Below are 23,976 nucleotides of genomic sequence, written 5' to 3'. Positions count from 1 at the left end.
TGATGAATAAAGATTATACCTTAATGGTAATATTCCTTTTGTAGAGGATCCAAACCGGGATAAAAATGATCAGCACAGTCAGGATAGCTCCGGCCAGTGAAGCGTTTTCGGGCGAGAGATATGGCACAAATAACTGATTATAAGTGAACGACCATAAATTGGTTTTACCTACCGGGATGGCAGCTATTAAAGCCGGGATAATATCGGCCAAAACATAGGCAGCAATGGCATTACGCCCGAACGCTAAAAATGGCGGCAGCAGGGCTTTATTCCCTTTGATATCAATAAACCAGTATGACAATGCAAGAATATTAATAGCCAGCCCGGCAGTAAGCAACACGAATGAGCTTGTCCACAATTGTTTGTTGATGGGAAAGAATGGATCCCAGATCAAAGCCAGTATGATCAATACGATGCCGGCTCCCATTATTTTAAGCAGATCAGCACTGGTTGCAAGCTTGCCCATTTTGAGCCAGGTACCGGTGAATACACCTAACAAACAGGTAGCAACAGATGGGATTGTCCCAAGCAAACCTTCCGGGTCCCAGGTTTTGGATGAGCCCCAGAGGTGGTTTTCGGTAAATACCGATCTGTCAATCCAGGCGCCCAAATTGGTTGCCGGTTCAAGGTTAGGTGTACCAAAACCCGGTACAGGTACCAGCGTCATCAATAAATAATAACCAATTAAACAGCCTACAGCAATGATTACCTGTGTACGGATACCGGTTTTAACGTACAGCAAGGCAGTTATGCCAAATACAAGCCCGATGCGCTGCAACACACCGGGAAAACGCAAATGCGCGAATTGAAAATCGTTGATCAGTGGTAAACAAACGCCAAGGGCTATGATAATCAGCGTACGGCGCAGGATGGATAACAGCAATTTGTTATGATTAGCTATATCCGCTTTTTTACTTTCCATGGCATATACGATAGATACGCCTACCATAAACAGGAAGAAGGGAAACACCAGGTCTGTTGGGGTACAGCCGTTCCATTTGGAGTGTTCAAGCGGCCAGTAAATATGCCCCCAATCGCCGGGATCATTTACCAGGATCATGGCAGCTACGGTAAATCCCCTGAAAAAATCAAGCGACAAAAGTCTTGGGCGGCTTGTCTTTGTTGTGCCTGTGTTTTTAAGCGCTTCCTGCTGATTGATTACCATAGTTGCTATGTATTACAGTACTATTAGCTATTTTTTTTATGGGTTTTTAAAATGTATTTGAACTGGTAAGTACCCGAGCCCACATCCATCTGCATATCACCGCCGGCCGGTTTGATGTTAGCGATATCTTTATTGGTATTAATGTCGATATTATTTTCTGTCACCGGGCCATCAACCGCCGGTAGGGTGACTGTAGCAGTAGTATTTGGCGGCACAATTACATCAAGGGTAAAAATGCCGTTATCAATACTCCAGGCCGATTTTACCTTTCCGTAAAGTGTTTCCAGCTCGGCATTGGCATTGGTCAATTTGCCGCCGGGATGCGGGAAGATATTTATTTTATGAAAGCCAGGGCTACTCTCGTCGGTATTGATCCCTGCAATAACCCGGTACATCCAGTCGCCGATGGCGCCGTAAGCATAGTGGTTAAAGGAGTTCATCTCCGGATCTTCAAAAGTACCATTGGGTTTTATGCCATCCCAGCGCTCCCAAATGGTAGTAGCCCCGTTTTTTACGGGATAAAGCCATGATGGGTATGATTCTTTCATCAACAGGTCATAGGCAATATCGGTATGACCGAAACGACTTAACACATGACAGATATAAGGTGTGCCTAAAAAGCCTGTTGTAATGTGTTCATCATAATCTTCAATATTGTTTACCAGCCTTTTGGCGGCAGATTCGCGCAGGTTTTCCGGCAGCAGGTCGAAGTTGAGGGCCAGTACATATGATGTTTGCGTACCCGAAATCATACGTCCGTTAGGTGTAACATATTCTGCCTGGAAAGCCTTTTTGATATCAGCTAACAGCGCGGTATATTTTTTAACATCATCTTCCTTACCCAATATGGTAGCGGCATTAATAACCAGCTGAGTTGAATAAGCATAAAAAGCCTGCGCTATCAGGTTTTTATCGGTAAGGGCGGCGCCATCCTCATAGTCGGTACCGGCGTAAAACAGCCAGTCGCCAAAGTGGTTACCGGTGTCCCAAAGGCCGTTTCGGGTATGCCGGGTAATGTAGCCCACCCAGGCGGTCATGCTTGGATACTGGTTTTCCAATACCTTTTTATCGCCGTAAGCCAGGTAAATATTCCAGGGGACAATAGTTGCCACATCGCTCCATCCTGAGGCTGCTGCCGAAGCGCTATCCAGCATGTTAGGGATCACATAGGGCACCGCGCCGTTTTTATGCTGGTCGGCCGAAAGATCTTTTAGCCATTTGGTAAAAAATCCGGCCACATCCATATTGAAGGTAGCGGTGCGGGAAAAGGCCTGGGCATCGCCCGTCCAGCCCATACGCTCGTCGCGCTGGGGGCAGTCGGTAGGTACATCGATAAAATTGCCCTTTTGCCCCCATTGAATATTATGCTGCAACTGGTTGATAAGCGGATTGGAGGTAGAGAACATACCCGTTTGCACCATATCCGAGTACAAGGCAAAGGCAGCCACATTGGTAGAATCCAACTGGCCATCATATCCTTCAACCTTCATATACCTGAACCCCTGGAAGGTAAAATGAGGTTCGAATGTTTCAATACTATCGCCCTTAAAAACATATACGTTTTCCTGCTTGGCTGTACGCAGGTTTTTTGTGTAGAAGTTCCCTTTCTGATCCAAAACCTCGGCATGGAACAGCTTTACCGTATCGCCTGCTTTTGCCTTTAATTTAAACTGAACCCAGCCAACCAGGTTTTGCCCAAAATCAACCACATGCTCGCCTGCAGGAGTGGTAAACACTTTAAGCGGCTTAAACATTTCGTGCTTGCGCACCGGCGGACCAAATGTGGCCACTAAATTTTCTTTAACGGTATCAACGGTGCGTACCGAATCCCAGTTTAAATCTTTGTAAGCAATGGTCGACCAGCCTTTCTTCTCCTTGCGGGCATCATAAACTTCGCCATCAAAAAATGATGATGAACGGATCGGCCCATAAGCAACCTTCCAGGTTTTATCCGAATTAATGAGTATCCGTTTACCGTTAGTGTACACCACCTCTAACTGAAAAAGTAAACCAAGCTTGGTGCCATACACATTCTTTTTTCGATTATAGGTATAACCACGGTACCAGCCGTCGCCAAGGGTTACGCCAACAGCGTTATCGCCTTTTAACAGGTCGGCAGTTACATCATAAACCTGGTACTGCAGGCGTTTATTGTAACTCGTCCAGCCGGGGGCAAAGTAGTCGCTGCTAATCCGTTTACCATTAAATTGCGCCTCATACAAACCGTGGGCAGTAATGTATAAATGCGCCGCACGTACCTTATGATCAAGTTTAAATGTTTTTCTGAACATGGGGCATGGGCCACCGGTAGTATCCGACAGGTAATTATTTTCTATCCATTTGGCACTCCAGTCGGCGGGTTTAAGCAGGCCCATTTTCCATGAGTTAACCATGCTCCATGGGGTAACCTGCTGCCTGTTGTTCCAGACGCGTACCTGCCAGTAAACTTTCTGACGTGAAGCGAGCGCGGGGCCGCCATAGTAAACATGCAGCGATTCATTGGAATTAACTTTTCCCGAGGTCCAAAGCAGGTCTTTGCCTTTCAGTAAGGATACGGCATTACTGCCTACCCTTATTTCATAGGCAATTTGCTGAATGTTGCGATCCCGGGTTATTAGTTTCCAGCCAAGACGGGGAGCGGCATCGTCGACAGAGATGGGATTTATTTTGTATTCACAAACCAGGTTATCAACCCGGAACGGCGGAGGAACAGGCGGCACTTTTTGTGCTTGTACAATTATTGGCAGAAAAGAAAAAAACAATATAATAACGCGTGTGCATACCTTTTTACACATACCTTTTTTGGGGTTTTAATAGTTCATGCTATTAAATAAACTTTAACAGCAATATTGTTTTGATATGCACCTGAAATTTTTCATCGAGCCTGCCCACAAAATGTGCGTTCATCGCAATATACACCTATAAACGTAATATAGCCTGGTAAAAGTTTCACCCTGGCCATGTAACATTATTAATGTTCAAGGTTAGCCTCATTAACGGGATATTGGAAAAGCAAACGGATATTGCTATAGGCCGCAGAATTAATTTGCCATGAACCATTTTTATAAGCCCGTTCGCGGGTAGCATGCGCTTTCATTACCTCTGTTGCTTTACCTGTACGCAAAAGATCAAACCAGCGGTGATTTTCAAAGGCAAGTTCAACCTGGCGTTCGTGAGCTATCGCCGCGCGAAACCCATCCTGGCTGGTAACATTTAAATCGGGATTGGCATTGCCCATTGATTTAGGTTCAAGACCGGCGCGCTGCCTAACCAGGTTCAGGTATTTGAAAGCATCGCCACCTGCTGCGAAGCCCTGTTCGTTTAAACACTCCGCAAGCATCAGATAAACATCTGCATAACGATAAACCGGGAAGTTGTTGCCGGTAATGCCTGGTACCGATGCAATGCTCTGATACTTCTTTATGAAAGGCAGATCGATGCCGTACTCATCTGATGTAAAATCAGTTAATGAAGCATCCCTCCTTTTATCACCTTCTTCATAAGCATTTACAAGGTCCTGGGTAGGGATGTTCCAACCGTTTTGAGCCCCATTAGCTATGTCATGACCGGTAATATCAGTATCATAATAATCCCAGGGGATAAATGTGTCTACGAAATCGCTGCCCAAACCATTCGGGCCTTCTATATACTGGATCTCAAATATCGATTCAGAGCCGTTTTCTTTATGAATATCAAAGTTATCGGCATAATCAGCATTCAGGCTATAAACACCCGATGAAATAACAGCACGAAGCAGCGGGATGGCCAAATCAAATTTCTTTTGGGTCATGTAAACTTCGGCCAGCATAGTTTCGGCTGTGCCCTTGGTTACACGCCCTTTATCGCCGGTGGCTGTATACTTCACCGGCAACTTGGCAATGGCAGTTTGCGCGTCAGCTATTATCTGGGTGTAAATTTTAGCGACCGGACTTTTAGTGGCAACTTTAAAAGCATCAGCTACAGATTGCGCTTCTGTGAGTACCAAAGGGGCATCGCCAAACATACGCACAATATTAAAATAGTTAAACGCCCTTAAAAACGATGCCTGTCCGGCTATCGTATCTGAAACTCCAGCATCAAGTTTAGCCGCGGGCAAACGCTCAAGAATAACATTACACCGGCCAATACCTATATAGCAAGCGTTAAAGAAAGACTCTACGATGCCATTGTTATTCAACTCCCGGAATTCATCTATTTCTTCGTTACCTGTTCCGGAGCGGTCATCAGGGTCATACTCATACGATGTGTTGTCGGAACGCATTTCGGCCATGGCCCAAAATGAACCATTATATAAGCCCTGAAGCGGGGCATATGCACCATTAGTGGCCTGAATGAACTGAGATTTGGTTTTAAAAAAGTTAATACCATTTTGAGTATCGGTGGGCTGAAGACTCAGATAATCTTTTTTACAGTTGCTTAACATCGCAACACAAAGAAAAACCAAAAGGTATATGTATTTTTTCATGCTTTTCAGTTGTTAAAGTTTGAACTTATCAATTGATCCGTTAAAAGCTTTTATACTTTAAAATGTTACGTTACATCCCAATGTGTAAACAGCCGAGACCGGATAACCTGTAAAGTTTACATTGGGCGATAAAGACCGGTTGCCATCCTGCCCCTCAATCCCTACCTCGGGGCTTCCGCCTCTGTAGCCTGTAATCAGGATAGCATTTTGGGCACTAAAATAAACCCTGAAATTCTTGCTGAATTTGGTTTTGAAATTATATCCAAGGTCAATATTTTTAACCATCAGGTATGAGTTGCTTTCAACCCAATATGAAGGGTAATAATCACGTGCAAGGTTAGTGTTAGATACCGTTGTTGGCAATTTGCCCGCCCCCGGTTGCTGAGGCGACCGCCAGCGCTGTATTACCGATTGCTCAACATTAAATACCCCATCAAGGTTGGTGGTAAATTGCTTGTACATATCAAATACGTGCCCACCAACAGATCCTGCCGAAATGATATTCATGTCAAAGCCTTTATACGATAGGTGGTTGTTGAAACCGAAAGTAAACTTTGGCCACGGATTACCGATAGGCACCTGATCATGCCCGTCAATGATACCATCATTATTAACGTCCTTATACCTGATATTACCAACCTGTTCACCGTCAAAATGCGGGTATTTGTCAAGTTCGGCCTGGTTTTGGAATATTCCTTCAAAAATATAACCATAAAATTGCCCCAATGGTAACCCCACCTGCGTTATGCTGGTAGGGTTATCGTTAATTGGTGCATCATATATGTAGGGTGTAGGGCCCAAGCTGATTACTTTATTACGGTTGAACGAAATGTTCATATCGGTACTCCAGTTAAATCCCTTTCCAACGATATTTTTGGTTGTAAGGGTAAACTCCCAACCCCTGTTACGCACATTGCCCACGTTTGTTAAAGCACTGCTATAACCGGAAACTATTGGTATTTGGATATATTGAAGCATCCTTTCGGTATAACGGTTATAATACTCGGCTATTAAATAAACACGGCCTTTTAATAACGAGATGTCAACACCAAAATCAAACTGTTTAGTGGTTTCCCAGCCAAGTTCCTGGTTGCCAAGATCTGTTAGCGACTTGCCAGGCGAAAGTGCGCCGCCAAATGTGTAGTTAGTATCGTCAACCTGCGATACCCACATATAACTTGCTACGTTGTTGTTACCCGCATGGCCATAACTGCCCGAAAATTTAACCTGGTCGATAAAAGAAGTTTTAGGAAAGAATGATTCATCCGAAATACGCCATCCGCCCGAAACCGAAGGAAACGTACCCCATCTGTGCCCAGGGGCAAATCTTGATGAACCATCGCGCCTGATAGAGGCACTCAGCAGGTATTTATCTTTATAAGCGTAGTTAACCCTCCCTATTACGGATAGCAATCTCCATTCTTCATTAATAGTGTTTGCGGTTATAGTTGTTGCAGAGCTTAAGGATTGGATTGCATCATCAGGAAAATCTGTACCATATGTTAAGCGGTAACGATTGGTTTCCTGCTGAATCGAATAATCGCCTAAAACAGTCAATGTATGATTGCCCCAAGTTTTTTTATAGGTAGCTGAATTTTCATTAAGCCAGTTAAATGTGTTTGATGAGTTAAATGAACCAACAGCTTTTACTTGTTTACCATCGCGGTTAGGTGCATTAAAGCCCCCTAAAAACGACGGCCGGAAATAATCACCGTTACTATTTTGATAGTCAACACCAAAGGTCGACCGTAGTGTAAGCCCGTCAATTACTTTCCACTCCACATAAGCATTGGCCAGCGTACGGAATTGCTTATACATGTTTGTTGTATTAACCAGCGCGCTTACCGGGTTCACGTTCTGGAAAGTACCGGGTGATCCTATAACATTGGTATACGAACCATCAGGTTGTTTTACGGGGGTAAGCGGGCTTTCAAGGTAAGCCTGGCTTAATGCTGCCGACAGAAAATGCCCATCTGTTTGCTGCTGGTTACGTAAACTGTACGTGGGCGCTATACTTAAGCCAATAATAACATTTTTTGCCACATCAGCATCCATTGTGCCTTTTAAAGAATAGCGCTGAAACCCGGTATTGAGTACCGTTCCCCGTTGGTCGAAATACCCCATCGAAAACAAGGAGCGTGCTTTTTCAGTACCGTTAGAAACCGTTACGTCATAATTCTGTATCGGCGCCACCCTGGTTACTGCGTCAAACCAATCTGTTCCCTTGCCTAAAGCTGCCGGATTTTGGTACTCAACGGGAATCGGGTTATTTGTTCCGTTAACAGCATTGGCATCCTGGATAGCCTCCTTACGCCACTGTGCAAATTGCTCGGCGGTCATCATTTTTAATTTGCTTTTAGGCAATATGGTTTGGATACCTGTTGAAGTATTTACCGTAACTGATGATTCTCCTTTTTTCGCCCTCCTGGTAGTAATCAATATTACACCGTTTGAACCGCGCGAACCATAAATAGCTGTAGAAGCAGCGTCTTTCAATACGCTGATATTTTCTATATCGTCGGGGTTGATGGTACTTAAAGGGTTTTGATATTGATCAAACCCCGGAGAAATGGGGAAACCATCTATTACATATAAAGGGTCATCACCGGCACCCACTGAACCGGCGCCACGTATATTAACAGATACACCACCGCCCGGAGTGCCGGTTACCTGGTTTACGGTTACGCCCGCGAGCTGGCCAGCCAGTTTCAGATCAAGACTCGCTGTTTTGATCTCTTTGATATTGCCCATTTTTACCGAACCTACAGCGCCCGTTACATCCTTACGCTCCTGGTTGCCGTAGCCTACAACAACTACCTCCTTTAATTCCTTGTTATCTTCACTTAAAACAACGTTGATAGTTGTTCTTTTATTAACCGGTTCCTCTTTGGTTTGAAAACCGATAAATGTAAATACCAAAACTGCGTTATCTTCGGCATTTAAGGTATACTTACCGTCCACCCCGGTTATGGCACCAACATTGGTACCTTTTACTTTAACATTAACACCTGGTAAGGCTTGATTTTTATCATCTACCACAATACCGCTTATGGTTATGGGTACCTGGGCAGGGCTTACATCGGGCGTTTTCTTTTTATTTACGATGATATTTTTATCATCTATAATATAGGTTAAAGGCTCATCCTTAAAACATTGCTGCAACGCTTCCTGTAATGAAGCGTTAGTTAGTGAAAGATTAACCGGTTTGGTTTTTGAAATATCCTTATACCTGTAAAAGAAATAATAGCCGCTTTGCTTTTCAATTGCTTTAAAAGCTTTATCAAGCGCTATTCCCCTCGCATTCAGGGTTATGGATTGTGAAAAGCTCTTAGCACTTAGCTGCAGGCAGCCGAGGGTTAATAATAAGACGGTTAATCTCATCGTCAAAAACAGTTTTGAATGTGTACCAAAGGCACTAAATACTTTACCAGTAAAGTTTAAATGCATAACTTCGTGATGTTTGGGTTAAAAAAATCTGTTATTGAAAACTCAGGAAAGCTTGATCCAATTCATTATGCCGGAAGCGTTGCAGCGCTTCCGGCTTTTCTTTCATTTAGATAAGGGGAGCTTAGGTTGGAATATTTTGAGATTATATCGTCAGTGTTTCTTCATAGTTTGGGTTTAGTAGTTAAAAATCAGCTGCCGGTATTTAAGGCGCAACAATTATTTTTTTGTTCTCAATCCTAAAACGCACGTGGCTTAATTCAAGGATGTGCAATACCTGCGATAGTTTTACATCCCTGCTGATCTTACCTACAAACTCATCATCAGGTATTTTACCTTCGTATATTACTTCGGTACCATACCACCTCGAAAGCTGCTTCATAATAACTTGTATGTTTGCCCGCTCAAAGTCAAAGAAGCCATTTTTCCAGGCTACCGCTTCGTCGGTATCAACATCAATAATTTTAATGTTTTTATCATTTATAATGCCCTGCTGACCGGGCTTTAATAAATTGCTCGTATTACCTTGTGTTAATTTCACCGATCCTTCAAGAAGAGTGGTTTTAACAGCGGCCTCATCGTTGTAAGCCATGATATTGAAATGCGTGCCCAATACGGCCACGTTAATATCTTTAACCTTTACATTAAAAGGCTTCGCCTTATTTTTGGCCACCTCAAAATATCCTTCACCGGTGAGTTCAACATCACGTTCGGTACCTGTAAATGCCGTAGGGAATTTCAGTGAAGAGGCAGAGTTAAGCCAAACTTTTGAACCATCAGGAAGCACTACCCGGTACTGGCCGCCCCTGGGGGTGCTAATGGTGTTATAGGCAACCGGTCCATTTTGCTGTTGATCTTTATCCGCGGTGTAAACCACCTGCCCATCCTGCGTTTTATTAATGCTGGTGTTACCCGATTGATTGAGCAAGCCGATCTTAGCCGAATCGAGTATCAGTTTGGAGCCATTGGCAAGGGTTAAAACAGCCCTGTTATCGCCAGGCTCAACGTCATGCTTTACAATTGCTTTGTTTTGAGCAACCAGTTTTTGCTGTTCATGTTTAATACACCAATGATAAACAGCAATGCCCGACACGGCCAACAGGATAACAGCAGCGGCAACATTTCTGAAAAAATGTAACCTTATAACTTTTGGGCCCTTGTTAGCTACCGGCTCGGCTATCGCCTGCCTGATGTTGCTTAACATGCGGTCTTCCAGTTCCTGTTTTACACCAATTATTTTTTCATCCCATTCGTCGGTATCACCCTGAAAGCTTTCGAAAAAATTCAACAACTGTTCCTTGTCCGCGGCAGTTGCCTGCCCGGCCAGGTATTTATCTATCAGTTGTAAAAATTCTTCTTTTTGCACAAATGTGGTTTTGTTAGGGAGAGTAAAAAAACGGGGGTATCCCCTACGTCGAAATGAAAAAAAATTAAAAGATTTTGTAAATAGGCTTTAACAAACGAATGTTAGCCGAAAATCAATTATCTCCCCCAAAAAAAATCCGGTGAAAAGCTGTGTAAAAACAATCAAGTCTCTAATCATTCAATAGAATTTTCATTGCCGTTGGTTTTAACCAACGGAATATTAAATAGCGATAAAGAGGGCTTTAGCCTAAACCCGCCTGTATAATTGGGCTAAAGCCAGACTTTTCGAATTATTTCACTGTTGGTTAAAACCAACGGAATAAATATTTTACATTTTTAAATAGCTAAGATTTCATTTGATGCTATTTATCTAAAAAAAACATCAACGCTTCCAGGATAAAAGCAGAGCCTAACGAGCCGCGCAACTGGCGAAGCGCTTTGGTTAAATGATTTTCGACGGTTTTAGTGGATATATTTAGCTGCAGGGCTATTTCCTTATGGGTAAGGCATTCTTCGCGGCTTAGCTTGTAAACTTCCCGGCATTTTTCGGGCAGGGTATCAATTACCTGGTTTATTTGCAGTAACAGTTCTTTATGCTCAATGGTGTTGTGGGTAGCTGGAGTGTGCAGGCGTTCTATCAGATCGTCAAAAATCTCGCTTCTTACGGGCGTACCTGTGCGGATTTGCCTGTAAACCCCATAACGTACCGATGCATACAGATAGGCTTTAAGCGATATAGTGATCTCCACTTCGGCCCGGCAATCCCAAAGCTTAATAAACAGTTCCTGGATAATATCCTCGCATGCCTGCCTGTCTTTTAAGATATTATAAGCCGCTTTAAAAAGCGAAGCCCAGTACCTCCTGTAAATCATGGTAAGCGCCGCTTCATCATCAGCCTTTAATCGGCTAATGAGCTGCATATCGCTCATCACAATTTTGTCGGGCATAGTTTACTAATTAAGTTCGTCCGGGAAACAAAGGCTAAAATTACTTAAATATTAATTTAATATATTTAAAAAGTAAAAATAAGCTTATCTGCTAATTATGAACGGCTTAACCATAGTTTCAAACTATTGGTTATTAATATAAAATAACCCCAAGGTTGTCAGAAAGCGTAGACATAACTTATTTATTATACAGGTTAGTCAATGCTATCCGGCAAAAAAAAGAGAGCCGCCCCTCCGGGCAGCTCTCCACTCTTAAACACTCAACTTTGAAAACAATCAATTCTTCAGTATCTCGTTTGCCAACACAATTTCTTCATGGGAAATAGTATGCTGGCGGCCTTTATATATTTTGAGGGTTACACCCGCATTTAATTCTTTTAATATTTCAACACTGTCATTAACCCTGCTAACTGGTACATGCGGGTCGGGGTCGCCGGTGGTGACCAGTACCGGGGTATTGTTAAAATCGCCTTTATAGTTTTCCTTAACCAGCTCCTCTCCTATCAATCCGCCGGTGAAAGCGATAATCCCCCCGTACCTGCCGGCATTTCGGCCGGTATATTCAAGCGTTAAACATGCGCCCTGCGAAAAACCAAGGAAATAGATATTTTCCTGTGCTATTCCTTTTTGCCTGAGGTCCTCAACCAGTTCGTCAATCACTTCAAGGGCCGAATCAAGTGCCGGTTGATTATTTTGAACCGGAGCCATAAAGCTGTAGGGATACCAGCTATGTTGATTGGCCTGTGGCGCATAGATAGCGTACCCATCTAATTCAAGATGATCTTTAAGCGAGATTATGCTGCTTGCCGATGCTCCGCGGCCATGCAGCATAATGATGGCCTTTTTGGCCTGTTCGGCGGGAACTCCCGCCGAAACAAGCTGTTTTGTGTGCCTGTACATCTGTTTTATTAAACTAATGATGGTAATGTTTTTTCCAACTCGCCGCGCAGGTTTTCATACTGTGCAGGTAATTTTAATCCTGTGCCCAATAATTCGGCTGGTTCATCAACCGCGAAGCCTGGGTTATCGGTTGCTATCTCAAACAAAACACCACCTGGTTCGCGGAAGTATAATGAGTAGAAATAGTTTCTGTCTATTTTGTCGGTGATATGCAAGCCAAGGTTTGCTATCTTTTCACGGTATTCCATCAATACTTTTTCGTTTGGTACGCGGAATGCTACGTGGTGAACAGAACCACCCGCTACATGACCGGCAACTTCTCCCGGAACTTCCACCAAATCAACTATAGCTGCATTTTCGACAGCATCGGTAATAAACCTGTAGCGGTTAACATGCTGTTCCAGTAAGCGATAGCCTAATACACCGGTTAATATTTTGGCAGTAGCCTCAATTTTATTTGATGTAATAGTAATGCTGTGAAAACCTTTGGTAGCATTGGCTGCGGTTACCTCGGCAGTTTCCCATGGCGTGCGGTCATCGGCTTTTTTGGGAACGATAAGCTCAAATTTCAAACCATCAGGATCAAGGAAAGTAAGATACTGCTCGCCAAATTTTTCGGCCGGTTTGTTGTAGATCACATTGTTATCCTCAAACCTTTTCAACCAGAAATCCAAACTACCTTCAGGTACCGAATAACCAATTTCAGTTACCTGCCTTGCGCCCCGGCGACCTGCTGTGATGCCTTCCCATGGGAAGAAAGTAAGGATGGAGCCGGGAGTACCGTTGCCATCGCCATAATATAAGTGATAAGTACCGGGATCATCAAAGTTTACGGTTTTTTTAACTAACCTTAAGCCCAATACACGGGTATAAAAATCATAGTTTTTTTTGGCATTGCCTGCAATTGCAGTGATGTGGTGAATGCCGTTTATAGTGTTTTCCATTGTTTTCCTTGTTTTAAATATTTTAATACTTGCTGTGTTATTATGATTCAAAATTACGGTCAAAATCGCCGGCGGCACTTGATGTAGGATAAGAAAAACGGGGAGTGTTTTTTTATTATTAAACGATTTCATTATCCGCCTTTCGGCAAAAAAAGTATATTCGGTTTTACATTTACATTGATGATCAACCTGTTTACATTCCGCAAATTTCTCAGTTGTATTCCGTTATGCTTGCTTTTTGCAGCGGTAACCAATGCTCAGGTAAAGGAGGAAGGCATTATCCCTAAGCCGGTTATAATGGTAAAGACAAACGCAAACCAGGTTTTTACTTTTAATCAATCAACAGCAATAGGTACCACACCCAACATCGGCCGGGATAACCTTACATTTTTCAATACCTGGTTTAAATCTGTTTCAGGTTTCGGCCTCCGGACAAATCATAGGTCGAATGCTCCTGTTCAGTTAAATATAGATGATAAATATGTTACCCAACCAGAGGGATATAAGCTATCGGTTACAGCTAAACGTATAAAAATTAGCGGCCATGATGCAGCCGGTGTGTTTTACGGTCTACAATCACTTACGCAACTATTAAAGGTAACCAACGGAAAAGTAACCATACAAGGCTATACCATTACCGACTACCCCCGTTTTGCATACCGCGGAATGCATTTAGATGTAAGCCGCCACTTTTTTAAACCCGAAGCCATTAAAAAATGGATAGACCTGCTGGCACTATACAAGATCAATACTTTTCACTGGCACTTAACTGATGACCAGGGCTGGCGCATCGAAATAAAAAAATATCCTTTACTGCAAAGCATTTCGGCTTACCGCGATGAAACCATCATTGGCCACAAAAAGGATAGTCCGCACAGGTTTGATGGTAAACGCTATGGCGGCTATTACACCCAGGATGAGGTTAAAGAAATTGTAGAATATGCCACCCAAAGGCACATTACCGTAATCCCGGAAATTGAAATGCCGGGCCATGCGTTGGCGGCGCTGGCTGCTTACCCGCAATTGGGCTGTACAGGCGGGCCGTATAAAACCGCAACATTTTGGGGCATTTTTGACGATGTGTATTGCGCCGGCAATGACGAAACGTTTACCTTTTTACAAAATGTGATGAATGAGGTACTGCCGTTGTTCCCTTCAAAATATATTCACATCGGCGGTGATGAATGCCCTAAAACCAAATGGAAGGTCTGCCCCAAATGCCAGCAGCGCATTAAGGACGAACACCTGAAAGATGAGAAGGAACTGCAAAGTTATTTCATCGGCCGCATGGAAAAATACCTGAACAGTAAAGGCCGGCAGATCATAGGCTGGGACGAGATTCTGGAAGGCGGGCTTACCCCTGGTGCAACCGTCATGAGCTGGACTGGCGAAGAAGGTGGAATAGCCGCCGCCAAACAGCATCATGATGCCATCATGACGCCCGAAAAATATGTATACCTGGATTACTACCAGTCACTTTACCGGGCCGAGCCATTAGCCGGCGGCGGATACACACCATTAAGCAAGGTCTATAATTACGAACCAATAACTAATGAATTAAGCGGCGAGGAAGCAAAATATATTAAAGGTGTACAAGCCAACGCCTGGAGCGAATACATGGCCAGCCCCGCACAGGCCGAGCGGCAATTGTTCCCGCGAATGCTGGCTTTGGCCGAAGTTGCCTGGAGTTCGAAGGAAAATAAAAGCTATCCGGATTTTTTGAAGCGACTAAGGTACCAGCAGCCTTTGCTCAAAAAGTTAAATATAAACGCGGCTGATGTATTTGATGAGATCACCGATTCGGTAACAGAAACTGCAGATCATCGGGTAGCGTTAAATCTCCAAACAACTTTACCCGGCGCTAAAATATTTTATACAACAGATGGTACTGAGCCAGGCTTAAACAGCAAAGGTTACACAGGTGCAATTACAATAGCATCACCAGGGATTATTAAAGCAGCTGTTTTTAATAATGGCAGGCAGCAGGGCCGAACCTATGAAAAGTCATTTACCATTCACAAGGCCATAGGCAAAACGGTAACGCTTAAAAACCAGCCGCAGGGAGGGTTTAATCCGGGTAATACCTTTGGTTTGGTGAACGGCATCTTCGGCAGCAAGCTTTATAATGACGGGCAATGGCATGGCTTCAGTGGAGATGACCTTGAAGCGGTAGTTGATCTGGGAAACGTGCAAAACGTATCAAAGCTTGGCATTAACATATTAAAATACCATTGGCAAAAAATGTGGGAGCCAACGCTGCTTACCTTTGAGGTATCAACAGATGGAAGCAATTATACCGAAGTTTACCGCCAGACTGATTTCCCGGATAACGGCATCAACGCTGTAAGGGCAAACATCAAAGCACAGCAGGCAAGATATATCAGGGTAAAAGCAACTAACAAAGGGATTATTCCGCCGGGTGAGTATATTGCCGGAGCGAAGGCCTGGTTGATGGTGGATGAGATAATTGTGAATTAATGAACTATGGTCGTCTGAACTCGAATTTATTGAATTAAGGGAATTTATTGAATTTGCTGAGCATTCTGTCCATTCTTTTAATTCAATAAATTCGAGTTCAGACAACATTCATAATCAGCGTAATCAACGAAATCACCCTAATCAGCGGTTATTTTTTTATATTTTTATACCAAACACTAATGCCTGCGTTATGTTGAGTAAAAAGTTTTTAATATTTGTCACGAATACTCATTCCCCAAGTATAACTCAATGAGCAAAGTATTTACTATTACCGAAGGTTTGGAAAACATGGGGGCTTTACGAACGGGCGGTCAGGGCTCTGTTTATAAAGGTCGCCGCTATGGGCCTATTATCACAGCGGTAAAGCTCCTGCCCACTCCTATTCATACCGAAAGCACCGACGATAAAAATTTTCGCAATTTCCAGAACGAGGTCGAAAAACTAAAAAAGGTAAACGAAGAGCCTAACCCAAATGTGGTTAAGATTCTTAATTCGGGCATTACCGAAAGTGGTTCGTTCCCGTTTATCGAAATGGAATATATTGATGGCCCCGATCTGGAAGACCTGCTGAAACCACCGCATGAGGCTATCTTCAGCATTAAAGAGATCATTAAACTGGCCGATCAGCTGGCAAATGCGTTATCACACTGTCACAAAGTTTCGGTAAAGCACGGCGACATCAAAAGCAACAATGTAAAGTTCAACGTACATACCGGTAACTACGTGCTGCTTGATTTTGGTCTTTCGGCCATGTCTGATGATCAGCGCCGTACCAGTATCCGTCATGCGGGCGCTATTGAATTTATGGCGCCCGAGCAAAATGAAGGCCTGATGTATTTCCAAACAGATGTGTACAGCTACGGCATCATCCTGTATGAATTGATTGGCGGGCAGGTGCCTTTCCCGCTAAAAGATAATGGCGAAACAGCACGCAACGCCGTGATGCTGGCCCACATGGAGTCGGAGATACCTGATGTAATGGAGCTGCGCCGCAAAAACCTGCCCGAAAGCTGGTCGGACGAGAAAAAGGAAATGCAGATGCAGGTTCCGGCCTGGTTATTACAGATTGTAGCTAAATGTCTGCAAAAAGACATCAATAACCGGTATGCCAACGGCATTGAATTGCAGGAAGCTTTGATGCAGGGCAGTATCGGCGCTATCAGTCCAACGCACCCCGATGAATCGTGGAACACCGAAGTTTTATTGAAGGAAAATGAACGACTGCAGGGGCTGGTGCTATATTACCAGGAAAACGAGAACAAGCAACCGGCACAGGTAGTTAGCAACGAGCCTGCTGATAGCAAAGCCGTGCGCATGTCAAAGCCGATCTTCATTATGTTCATAATATTGCTTTGCGGTTTTACCGTGTTTTCGGCAGTGGTGATGGATAAGTTTGGCGGGCGTATTTATAATGGGGTGGTTAGCAGGCTGTTTAAACCTTCAAAAAAGGCAACCGATTCGGCTGCAAGTAGTAAAATTATCCCACCCCAAAAAAAAGACTCTGTACAGCAGCCTAAGGCCAGTGATTACAAAGATGAGAGCAATATTCCACCGGAAGTTGATTCAACCGCCGATTCGATATTGCGTAACATACAACGGGCAAAACAACAAAAGGAAGATACCCAGTTTTATCGCGATAGTGTGAAAAAAGCGGATACCTCTAACTTAAACTTTTAATGATTTAGCAAATACAGAATGGAACCTAAATCAACATTTTGGAAACGGATAGGCCTTCAGGACTGGTTTTTACCAAACGGAAAACCAGTAAACGAGGAGGCTGTAAAAATAAAAGCGCTAACGCCCGATGACGTGTATTTGTACATCATCGAAAAATTCAAGGAATCGATCAAGCAGCTTTCTTTTGCCGACAGGATAGTTTTTTACCACGAATTTATCATCAGCTTTAACGAAGAAGATTACCAGGATTTTGTAAATAACCGCTCTGGCCTGTTCGGCATTATCGTTAATGAATCTGTTAAAAAATTCTATGAACTGCTGCGCGAACACCAGGAAGTAGGCAAAAAGGTGGAACCTTCAAGCTCAAAATGGGTATTCAGGCTGGTATCGCACCCGGATTATAAACGCGGCGATAAGGGTTTTATAGGCAAACTGCTGCCCGGCACAAGCGCTAAAAAAGATGAGAACCTGCGGGTTACATTCATTCCGCGCCAAACGGGTGTTGCCCAAACCCTGGATATCAGTAACGAGGTTTTAAAAGGCTTTACTTATTACAGCGAAGGTTATTACGAATTGCCTTATGCTAACGACCTGCAGCACAATGAAAAGGACGTAGTTAAGCCCGGAACCAAAGTACTGGCCCGGCTGGAAACCATTATGCCCGATAAGCAGTTTGTTGGCCGCAAGGTGGAGTACCTGATCAAGGATGATGATATTGTTGTATCGGGCAGTGATGAGGAAAGGGACGAGCAGGCCGTGTTTAAGGTGCCGTCTGAATGGGTGAACACCCCCCACCTGCGCATCAGGTTAAATAAAGCCGATGGTAAGTTTTACATGGCGTCTTTTGGCGAGCGCACCCTGATCAACGAACTGGAAGTAGCCGGGAGCGACGTGAACTCGCCGCAATGGGTTGAGCTGCCGTTCAACTCCAGGATTCTGCTCAATGGCATAGTAGGTATTAACATATTTAAACCCGAACCATAAATGTCACAGGTATTATCAATAGGGCTGCTGGCAATATGTGTGCTGTTATTGGTAGCTCATTTTATCGACATAAAAAAATCCAGTTAAAACCATGGCAAATAATTTTTTCGGGATAACAGATACCGGTAGGCAAAGGCAAAATAACGAGGACGTTTTTATTGCCGAAAAATCTGGTGATGGTAATTTTATCATTGCCTGTGTGGTTGATGGGGTTGGCGGTTATGCCGGCGGCGAAATAGCTGCCGAAATTGCCCGCGCCACCATCCTGGAGCAATTGCAATATATAGCCGGCGATATTGTGCCGCTATTGGTAAATACGTTTACCATTGCCAATCAACGGATCTACGACGAAAAAGTACAGAACAAAGATCTTGAAAACATGGCCTGTGTGCTTACACTGGCCGTGGTTGATATGATCAACAATAAATTTTATTATGCCCACGTTGGGGACACCCGTCTGTACCTGCTGCGAGATTATTCGCTGATCAAGATCTCGAAAGATCACTCTTTTGTGGGCTTCCTGGAAGATTCGGGCCGGCTGACCGAGGAAGCGGCCATGGACCACCCCAAACGCAACGAGATCAACAAAGCGCTTGGTTTTGCCGGGCAAATAGGCCAGGACCCCGATTTTGTAGAGACAGGTAACTCGCCCTTTTTGCCGGGCGATATCCTGCTCATTTGCAGCGACGGCTTAACCGACCTTGTTGATAAAAGCAAGATCACCAATATCCTTACCAGCAGCGATAACCTGCCCGAAAAGGGAAAAAAACTGATTGATGCAGCCAATAACCGTGGTGGAAAAGATAATGTGACCGTTGTACTGGTACATAACGATAAGGAGCGCAAGCAACACAGCGCCACGAAACCAGCGGTTGCTGCTGTAAAAGTTGCCGAACAGCCGGAAGCAATTGCACCCGCCCCGGTAAAAAGGCAAGAAGAGCCTGATCCTGTGGTAAAAACCAAAGGCAATGGCGGCACAGTGGCTGTACTTACCCTGCTTTGCTTTATTTTTTTGGGTGGATTTATCTGGCAGTTTAAAAAGAATGCAGATCAGGCTGCTGTTCCTAAAAAAACAGATACGTTGGTAGCTCAGCATATTAAAAACGCGGTGGAGCTCAAGCTCCAGGATACTATCAATAAATTAAAAGGCCATACGTTGTTACTTTCAGCGGCTGATTTTCAGCAGCCTATTGTGCTGAGCGATACGCTGCATATCAATAAGGATAGCCTGTATATTAAAACAAAGGGCGCCGTCGTATTTAAAAAAGATTCCACCTATTCTGGCCCGGCTATCGCGCTGGCTGCCAACTGCAAATATGTAGTGCTGGATAGCGTTGCTTTTGATGGCTTTGGTACAGCTATCGTAACACATAACGATGCCCTTGTGCTAAAAAATGTGCAGTTCAATAACTGCTTAACGCCGGTGCAGGCATTGTACATGTTCCCTAATAAAAAATACATCTCGGGCAGGTTGTTTGGCAGCATGTTCAAAACTGATTCTGTCCCAACTAAAGCTACTCACTGATAAATGGCCCAGGAAAACCCCAAAGTACCCGGCAGGAGAATGGAACGGCTGTTCCTGTTGCTTACAGGCATATTGCTGGCCGTTTTATTTGTGAAGCTTTTCAGCGTATTGCAACTTAAATTCACTGATGTTGATAAGCGTCTGAAGGACGGAACCATCGTAAACCTTAACTCGCCCAATACCGCTCAAAACGTAAAGGCGCTGCTTAAAAAAGGGTATTATTTTGACGATCCGAAGGATGTTGATTACATTGAATCGGTAATAGCATCGCGTAAAACAACCGGCGACCTGGTAGATAATACCGGCGAACTTAACAAACGTAAATACTACGTAAATGCCGACGAGGCCTTTGAAAAAGGCGGTGAAACTTTCAAGAAACGCGTACTTACCTCCCGCACACTTTTAGGCTATACCGGCGATGATTCTATCCGCTTTGAACAGGAATTGAAAAATCCTCCTGCTTTGGGCGCCCAAACCGATCTCAACCTTGGCGAATACAGCATTAAAGGTACAATAGCCCACAAAGGCGAACCTGTGCCCGGTGTACTGGTAAAGCTCACCATGATATTACCCCGTGATAGTATTTTCAGCGATGAGGAGACCGGGGCTAAAACCTCTTATTCGGAAAATGCCTCATCATACAAAAAACTGTATGTACTTAACGATCAGAAAAAGAAGGTACTGCAGTCACTAACAGCTTTTGCCCGTACCGATGAGCAAGGGCGGTTTGTATTTGCCAAATTGCCAACCGGCAAAGCATTTTCGGTATTGCCCATGCAGCCGGGTTTTGAGTTTGGCCGCTCGCAGGGCGTTGACGAACTGGACAAAGACGTAACCTTTAAATTTAGCCAGGCACCTCATAGTATCAAGCTGCTCTCTACCCGCGATTTTAACATCCTGAAAAAAGAGGGTGCTTTTATCGTGCGCTACCAGGAAGAGTTTAATATGTGGTACTGGATCATAGCTGGCAGTTTTTTTGCCGGTTTTATCATCGTACACCTGTTACTAAGCGCCCGGTACCCCGATGCCGATCAGATCATTTTACCCCTGATCATGATGCTTACCGGTATCTCATTCCTTACGCTTTTAAGCTTGCAGGACCCGCTGCGCGATAGGTTCCTGGCTAAAGATACACTTGTTTATTTGGGCATCGGTATAGGGGGGATCTGCATCATTCAGCTATTTAACCTTCGCCGTCTTAACCCCGACTCGGGCTTTTACCGGCTGCTTGTTTTTAAATGGAGCAGGAGCGCCGCCAACGGCTGGCCATGGGCTATTGTTGCTATGGGCATCCTGTTTTCAACCATCTTGTTTGGTACCGGCCCCGAGGGTAGCGGTGTAAAAGTTAACCTGCTGGGTTTTCAGCCAAGCGAAATTGTAAAATACCTCATTGTTATTTTCCTTGCGGGGTTTTTTGCCACCAACGAAAAATTCATCAGTCAATACGCCAGTTGGAGCAAGCGCTGGTCGTTCTTTTCATTCGCGCTTATCGCTACCATCATCACCCTGCTGCTGTTTTTGGTTTTGGGCGATCTGGGGCCGGCCATGGTGATTTGTTTTACGTTCATCATCCTGTTCTCTTTTTCACGGGGCGATTTCCTGTATATGGCGGGCTTTGTGGTGCTATTTGTGCTCACTACCTGGTTTTTTGATAATATATGGCTTAGCGCCGGCATCACATTTTTTTCGCTTGGGAGCGTAGTATTTTTCAGGCGGAGGAGGTTGAGTGAATCGGCCATTATGGCGCTCGTGGTGATCACTGCTTTTTTAACCATCGATAAAATCCCCGGTCTCGATAAAATTATCCCCGGACCGGTGGAGCGTTTGGTTGAGCGTAAGGCCATTTGGCAGGACGCCTGGAATAATGAAGTTTACGGCGGCGACCAGGTAGCTAACGGACTTTGGGCCATGGCCAGTGGAGGGGTAAGCGGGCAAGGTGTTGGGCAGGGCTTTGCCAAAACTATCCCCGAAGCACATACCGATATGATATTGCCATCCATCGGCGAAGAGTTTGGCTGGGCTGGCATGGCCGCGGTGTTCATCTTGTTTTTGTTGTACCTGCACCGCTCCATCATCATAGGCAGGCAAACGGGGATGCCCCTGCTGTTTTACCTCAGCGCGGGCATAGGCGTATGTACTTTTGTGCAGTTTTTGCTGATTGCGGGCGGCTCCATCGGGGCATTGCCGTTATCCGGCGTTTCCCTTCCTTTTGAAAGTTATGGCGGCTCATCATTGGTAATAAATCTGCTGGCCGCGGGCTTCCTGCTGTCGGTTTCATCAGTAAGGGGAACCGCTGTGCAAATGGATTATATCACCAAACAGCAGGATAAAAACCTGGTACCTGCATTGGCAGCCGCGCTTGCCGGAGTGGTATTATTGGTGGTGAATGTATCGCGCTACACAACAGATAATAAGCAATGGGTTGTAAAACCTGCTTTGGTTGCCGATAAAAGCGGCCTGCGGATGTTTAGCTATAACCCGCGTATCGCTATATTGATGAACAGGTTGCAAGCAGGTACTATCTATGACCGTAACGGCCTTATCCTGGCTACCAGCAAACCCGAGCTTATCGAAAAACAAAAAAACAAATTAAGCGCTTCGGGTATGCTGCATTATGACCTGGATTCGGCTATGCACAAGCGCCTGGACAGGTTTTATCCTTTTGAAGAACAAATGTTTTTTTGGACGGGCGATCAAAACACCGGGGTATTTAATGGCAGCACCAACGGTTATTTTGCCGAGTATGAACATGCCGCCGAGCTTCGGGGGTTTCATATGCCCATCACCAATTATAATGTGAAGGCATCACGTTACCAGGAAGACAGGTTTTTGCCCCGCGGAATGAAGGAAATGACCGTAGCTAAAAAAGACTACAGCGCTTTGGCCAACCTGCTGGTAAGTGATATCAACGGCCCTGAAGTCGAGGCTTTCAAAAACAAAAACCGCGATGTAAAGCTTACCATGGATGCCGATCTGCAAACCAGTATTCAGCAATCTATCGCTTCCGATACTTCGCTGTATGATAACAGGGTTTCGGTAGTTATCGTGGAATCCAATACCGGCGATGTGCTTACATCGGCACAATACCCGCTGCCTCCTGTGCACAACTGGGACCAGCTGACTATGCCACTGGCCGATCAGAATAAACTGGCTACCTGGTTAACCACTACCGATCTGGGTTTTACCTATGCCAGTCAGCCTGGTTCAACGGCTAAAGTTTTAACGGCGATGTCGGCATTTAATAAATTAGGCATCGCTGCATCTGCAATACAATATCATGTAAGCACCCAGGAGCGGATCCGTACCAAGGGCATTGAACCGGACGAAACCGGGATGATCACCATGGAGCGGGCCATTGCCAAATCAAACAACGTATATTTTATTAAGCTGGCCAACCAGGAACACCTGGAAGAGTACATGGCAACATTGTACCTTAAAACAGGGATGTTTTTGCATGGCGTAGGCGGTTACTATTATAATAAACCGATATTAAATGCCACCCAGGAAGATAAATGGCGCGCCTTATGGCGTAAAACCGAATTTAATACCAAACCACGGTACGATCCTAACAATATCCATAAAACAAGGGCTAAAGGTATTTCGGGTATGGCCTGGGGGCAGGGCGAGCTGATTGCTACCCCCGCAGCGGTAGCAAGGCTGGTATCAGGTGTGGCTAATGACGGTATATTACTGCCCAACAGGTACGCGCTAAAAATTGCCGATTCAACAGTGGCTGTAAAAAGCGGCATCAAGCTGGCCGAAGATCCGCGTTATGCTGCTTTGTTAAAACAATATATGATTGAGCAAAGCGCGCCTAAAACGCCTATATTAGGCATCAAGGTAGCAGGTAAAACCGGTACGCCGGAACGTATTGTAAGGAACCAGAGTGTTAATGACGGCTGGTATGTTTTCTTTGCACCAAAAGAAAAAGGCAGCGGCTATATGGTGGTTTGTATCCGGGTAGAATCAACCCGCGGATCGTCAGACGCGGTACACCTGGCCGGCAATCATGTGATCCCTTTCCTGCTGAAAAAAGGTTATATAAAAAGCATGGAAACGGAAACCACTACCGAAGAATAGTG

13 protein-coding genes are annotated in these 23,976 nt (G+C 44.5%); 5 read left to right on the top strand and 8 right to left on the bottom strand.

The window, feature by feature from the left end; translation table 11 throughout:
* Window positions 1-13: 13 nt before the first annotated feature.
* The 8 genes from IEX80_RS11025 to IEX80_RS10990 form a co-directional block, all read right to left on the bottom strand.
* Window positions 14-1,165 carry an acyltransferase family protein gene (locus tag IEX80_RS11025; protein WP_188832913.1) on the bottom strand — a complete coding sequence of 384 codons (1,152 nt, stop codon included), beginning with the start codon at window positions 1,163-1,165 and terminating at the stop codon, window positions 14-16.
* A gap of 23 nt (window positions 1,166-1,188) precedes the next feature.
* A complete protein-coding gene (locus tag IEX80_RS11020; RefSeq protein WP_188832912.1) occupies window positions 1,189-3,960 on the bottom strand; it encodes a family 78 glycoside hydrolase catalytic domain in 2,772 nt (923 codons plus the stop codon).
* A gap of 176 nt (window positions 3,961-4,136) precedes the next feature.
* Window positions 4,137-5,630 (bottom strand): RagB/SusD family nutrient uptake outer membrane protein, encoded by a 1,494-nt coding sequence (locus IEX80_RS11015; protein ID WP_188832911.1) that lies wholly within the window; start codon window positions 5,628-5,630, stop codon window positions 4,137-4,139.
* Between the two features lie 57 nt (window positions 5,631-5,687).
* Window positions 5,688-9,011 (bottom strand): TonB-dependent receptor, encoded by a 3,324-nt coding sequence (locus IEX80_RS11010; RefSeq protein WP_188832910.1) that lies wholly within the window; start codon window positions 9,009-9,011, stop codon window positions 5,688-5,690.
* Window positions 9,012-9,279: 268 nt separating this feature from the next.
* Entirely contained in the window at window positions 9,280-10,440 is a 1,161-nt protein-coding gene (locus IEX80_RS11005) for a FecR family protein (RefSeq protein WP_188832909.1), read from the bottom strand.
* 361 nt (window positions 10,441-10,801) lie between these two features.
* Window positions 10,802-11,386: an RNA polymerase sigma-70 factor gene (locus tag IEX80_RS11000; RefSeq protein WP_188832908.1), complete on the bottom strand. Its 585-nt coding sequence runs from the start codon at window positions 11,384-11,386 to the stop codon at window positions 10,802-10,804.
* A gap of 276 nt (window positions 11,387-11,662) precedes the next feature.
* On the bottom strand, window positions 11,663-12,286 hold the full coding sequence (locus IEX80_RS10995) for an alpha/beta hydrolase (RefSeq protein WP_188832907.1): 624 nt from the start codon (window positions 12,284-12,286) through the stop codon (window positions 11,663-11,665).
* A gap of 8 nt (window positions 12,287-12,294) precedes the next feature.
* The gene (locus IEX80_RS10990) at window positions 12,295-13,230 is read right to left on the bottom strand and encodes a ring-cleaving dioxygenase (RefSeq protein ID WP_188832906.1); all 936 of its coding nucleotides are present in this window, start codon (window positions 13,228-13,230) and stop codon (window positions 12,295-12,297) included.
* 180 nt (window positions 13,231-13,410) lie between these two features.
* On the opposite strand from IEX80_RS10990, the gene IEX80_RS10985 reads away from it, so the two are divergent.
* The 5 genes from IEX80_RS10985 to IEX80_RS10965 all read left to right on the top strand — a co-directional run bounded on the left by IEX80_RS10985 (window position 13,411) and on the right by IEX80_RS10965 (window position 23,974).
* On the top strand, window positions 13,411-15,708 hold the full coding sequence (locus IEX80_RS10985) for a glycoside hydrolase family 20 protein (RefSeq protein WP_188832905.1): 2,298 nt from the start codon (window positions 13,411-13,413) through the stop codon (window positions 15,706-15,708).
* 249 nt (window positions 15,709-15,957) lie between these two features.
* Entirely contained in the window at window positions 15,958-17,385 is a 1,428-nt protein-coding gene (locus IEX80_RS10980; RefSeq protein WP_090531837.1) for a serine/threonine protein kinase, read from the top strand.
* Between the two features lie 18 nt (window positions 17,386-17,403).
* Window positions 17,404-18,369 carry a hypothetical protein gene (locus IEX80_RS10975; protein WP_188832904.1) on the top strand — a complete coding sequence of 322 codons (966 nt, stop codon included), beginning with the start codon at window positions 17,404-17,406 and terminating at the stop codon, window positions 18,367-18,369.
* 91 nt (window positions 18,370-18,460) lie between these two features.
* Window positions 18,461-19,894 (top strand): protein phosphatase 2C domain-containing protein, encoded by a 1,434-nt coding sequence (locus IEX80_RS10970; RefSeq protein WP_090531841.1) that lies wholly within the window; start codon window positions 18,461-18,463, stop codon window positions 19,892-19,894.
* A gap of 3 nt (window positions 19,895-19,897) precedes the next feature.
* Window positions 19,898-23,974: an FtsW/RodA/SpoVE family cell cycle protein gene (locus IEX80_RS10965; RefSeq protein WP_188832903.1), complete on the top strand. Its 4,077-nt coding sequence runs from the start codon at window positions 19,898-19,900 to the stop codon at window positions 23,972-23,974.
* Window positions 23,975-23,976 lie beyond the last annotated feature (2 nt).

Source organism: Mucilaginibacter rubeus, assembly GCF_014643835.1.
In the GTDB taxonomy this organism is placed as follows: domain Bacteria; phylum Bacteroidota; class Bacteroidia; order Sphingobacteriales; family Sphingobacteriaceae; genus Mucilaginibacter; species Mucilaginibacter rubeus.
This window is presented reverse-complemented; position numbering and strand designations above follow the sequence as displayed.

What these genes read in the sequence shown, in the direction of transcription:
- IEX80_RS11010 (WP_188832910.1), bottom strand. Translation starts at nt 9,011, where the DNA reads ATGAGATTAACCGTCTTATTATTAACCCTCGGCTGCCTGCAGCTAAGT.
- IEX80_RS11000 (WP_188832908.1), bottom strand. Translation starts at nt 11,386, where the DNA reads ATGCCCGACAAAATTGTGATGAGCGATATGCAGCTCATTAGCCGATTA.
- IEX80_RS10990 (WP_188832906.1), bottom strand. Translation starts at nt 13,230, where the DNA reads ATGGAAAACACTATAAACGGCATTCACCACATCACTGCAATTGCAGGC.
- IEX80_RS10985 (WP_188832905.1), top strand. Translation starts at nt 13,411, where the DNA reads ATGATCAACCTGTTTACATTCCGCAAATTTCTCAGTTGTATTCCGTTA.
- IEX80_RS11025 (WP_188832913.1), bottom strand. Translation starts at nt 1,165, where the DNA reads ATGGTAATCAATCAGCAGGAAGCGCTTAAAAACACAGGCACAACAAAG.
- IEX80_RS10975 (WP_188832904.1), top strand. Translation starts at nt 17,404, where the DNA reads ATGGAACCTAAATCAACATTTTGGAAACGGATAGGCCTTCAGGACTGG.
- IEX80_RS10995 (WP_188832907.1), bottom strand. Translation starts at nt 12,286, where the DNA reads ATGTACAGGCACACAAAACAGCTTGTTTCGGCGGGAGTTCCCGCCGAA.
- IEX80_RS11020 (WP_188832912.1), bottom strand. Translation starts at nt 3,960, where the DNA reads ATGTGTAAAAAGGTATGCACACGCGTTATTATATTGTTTTTTTCTTTT.
- IEX80_RS10965 (WP_188832903.1), top strand. Translation starts at nt 19,898, where the DNA reads ATGGCCCAGGAAAACCCCAAAGTACCCGGCAGGAGAATGGAACGGCTG.
- IEX80_RS11015 (WP_188832911.1), bottom strand. Translation starts at nt 5,630, where the DNA reads ATGAAAAAATACATATACCTTTTGGTTTTTCTTTGTGTTGCGATGTTA.
- IEX80_RS10970 (WP_090531841.1), top strand. Translation starts at nt 18,461, where the DNA reads ATGGCAAATAATTTTTTCGGGATAACAGATACCGGTAGGCAAAGGCAA.
- IEX80_RS10980 (WP_090531837.1), top strand. Translation starts at nt 15,958, where the DNA reads ATGAGCAAAGTATTTACTATTACCGAAGGTTTGGAAAACATGGGGGCT.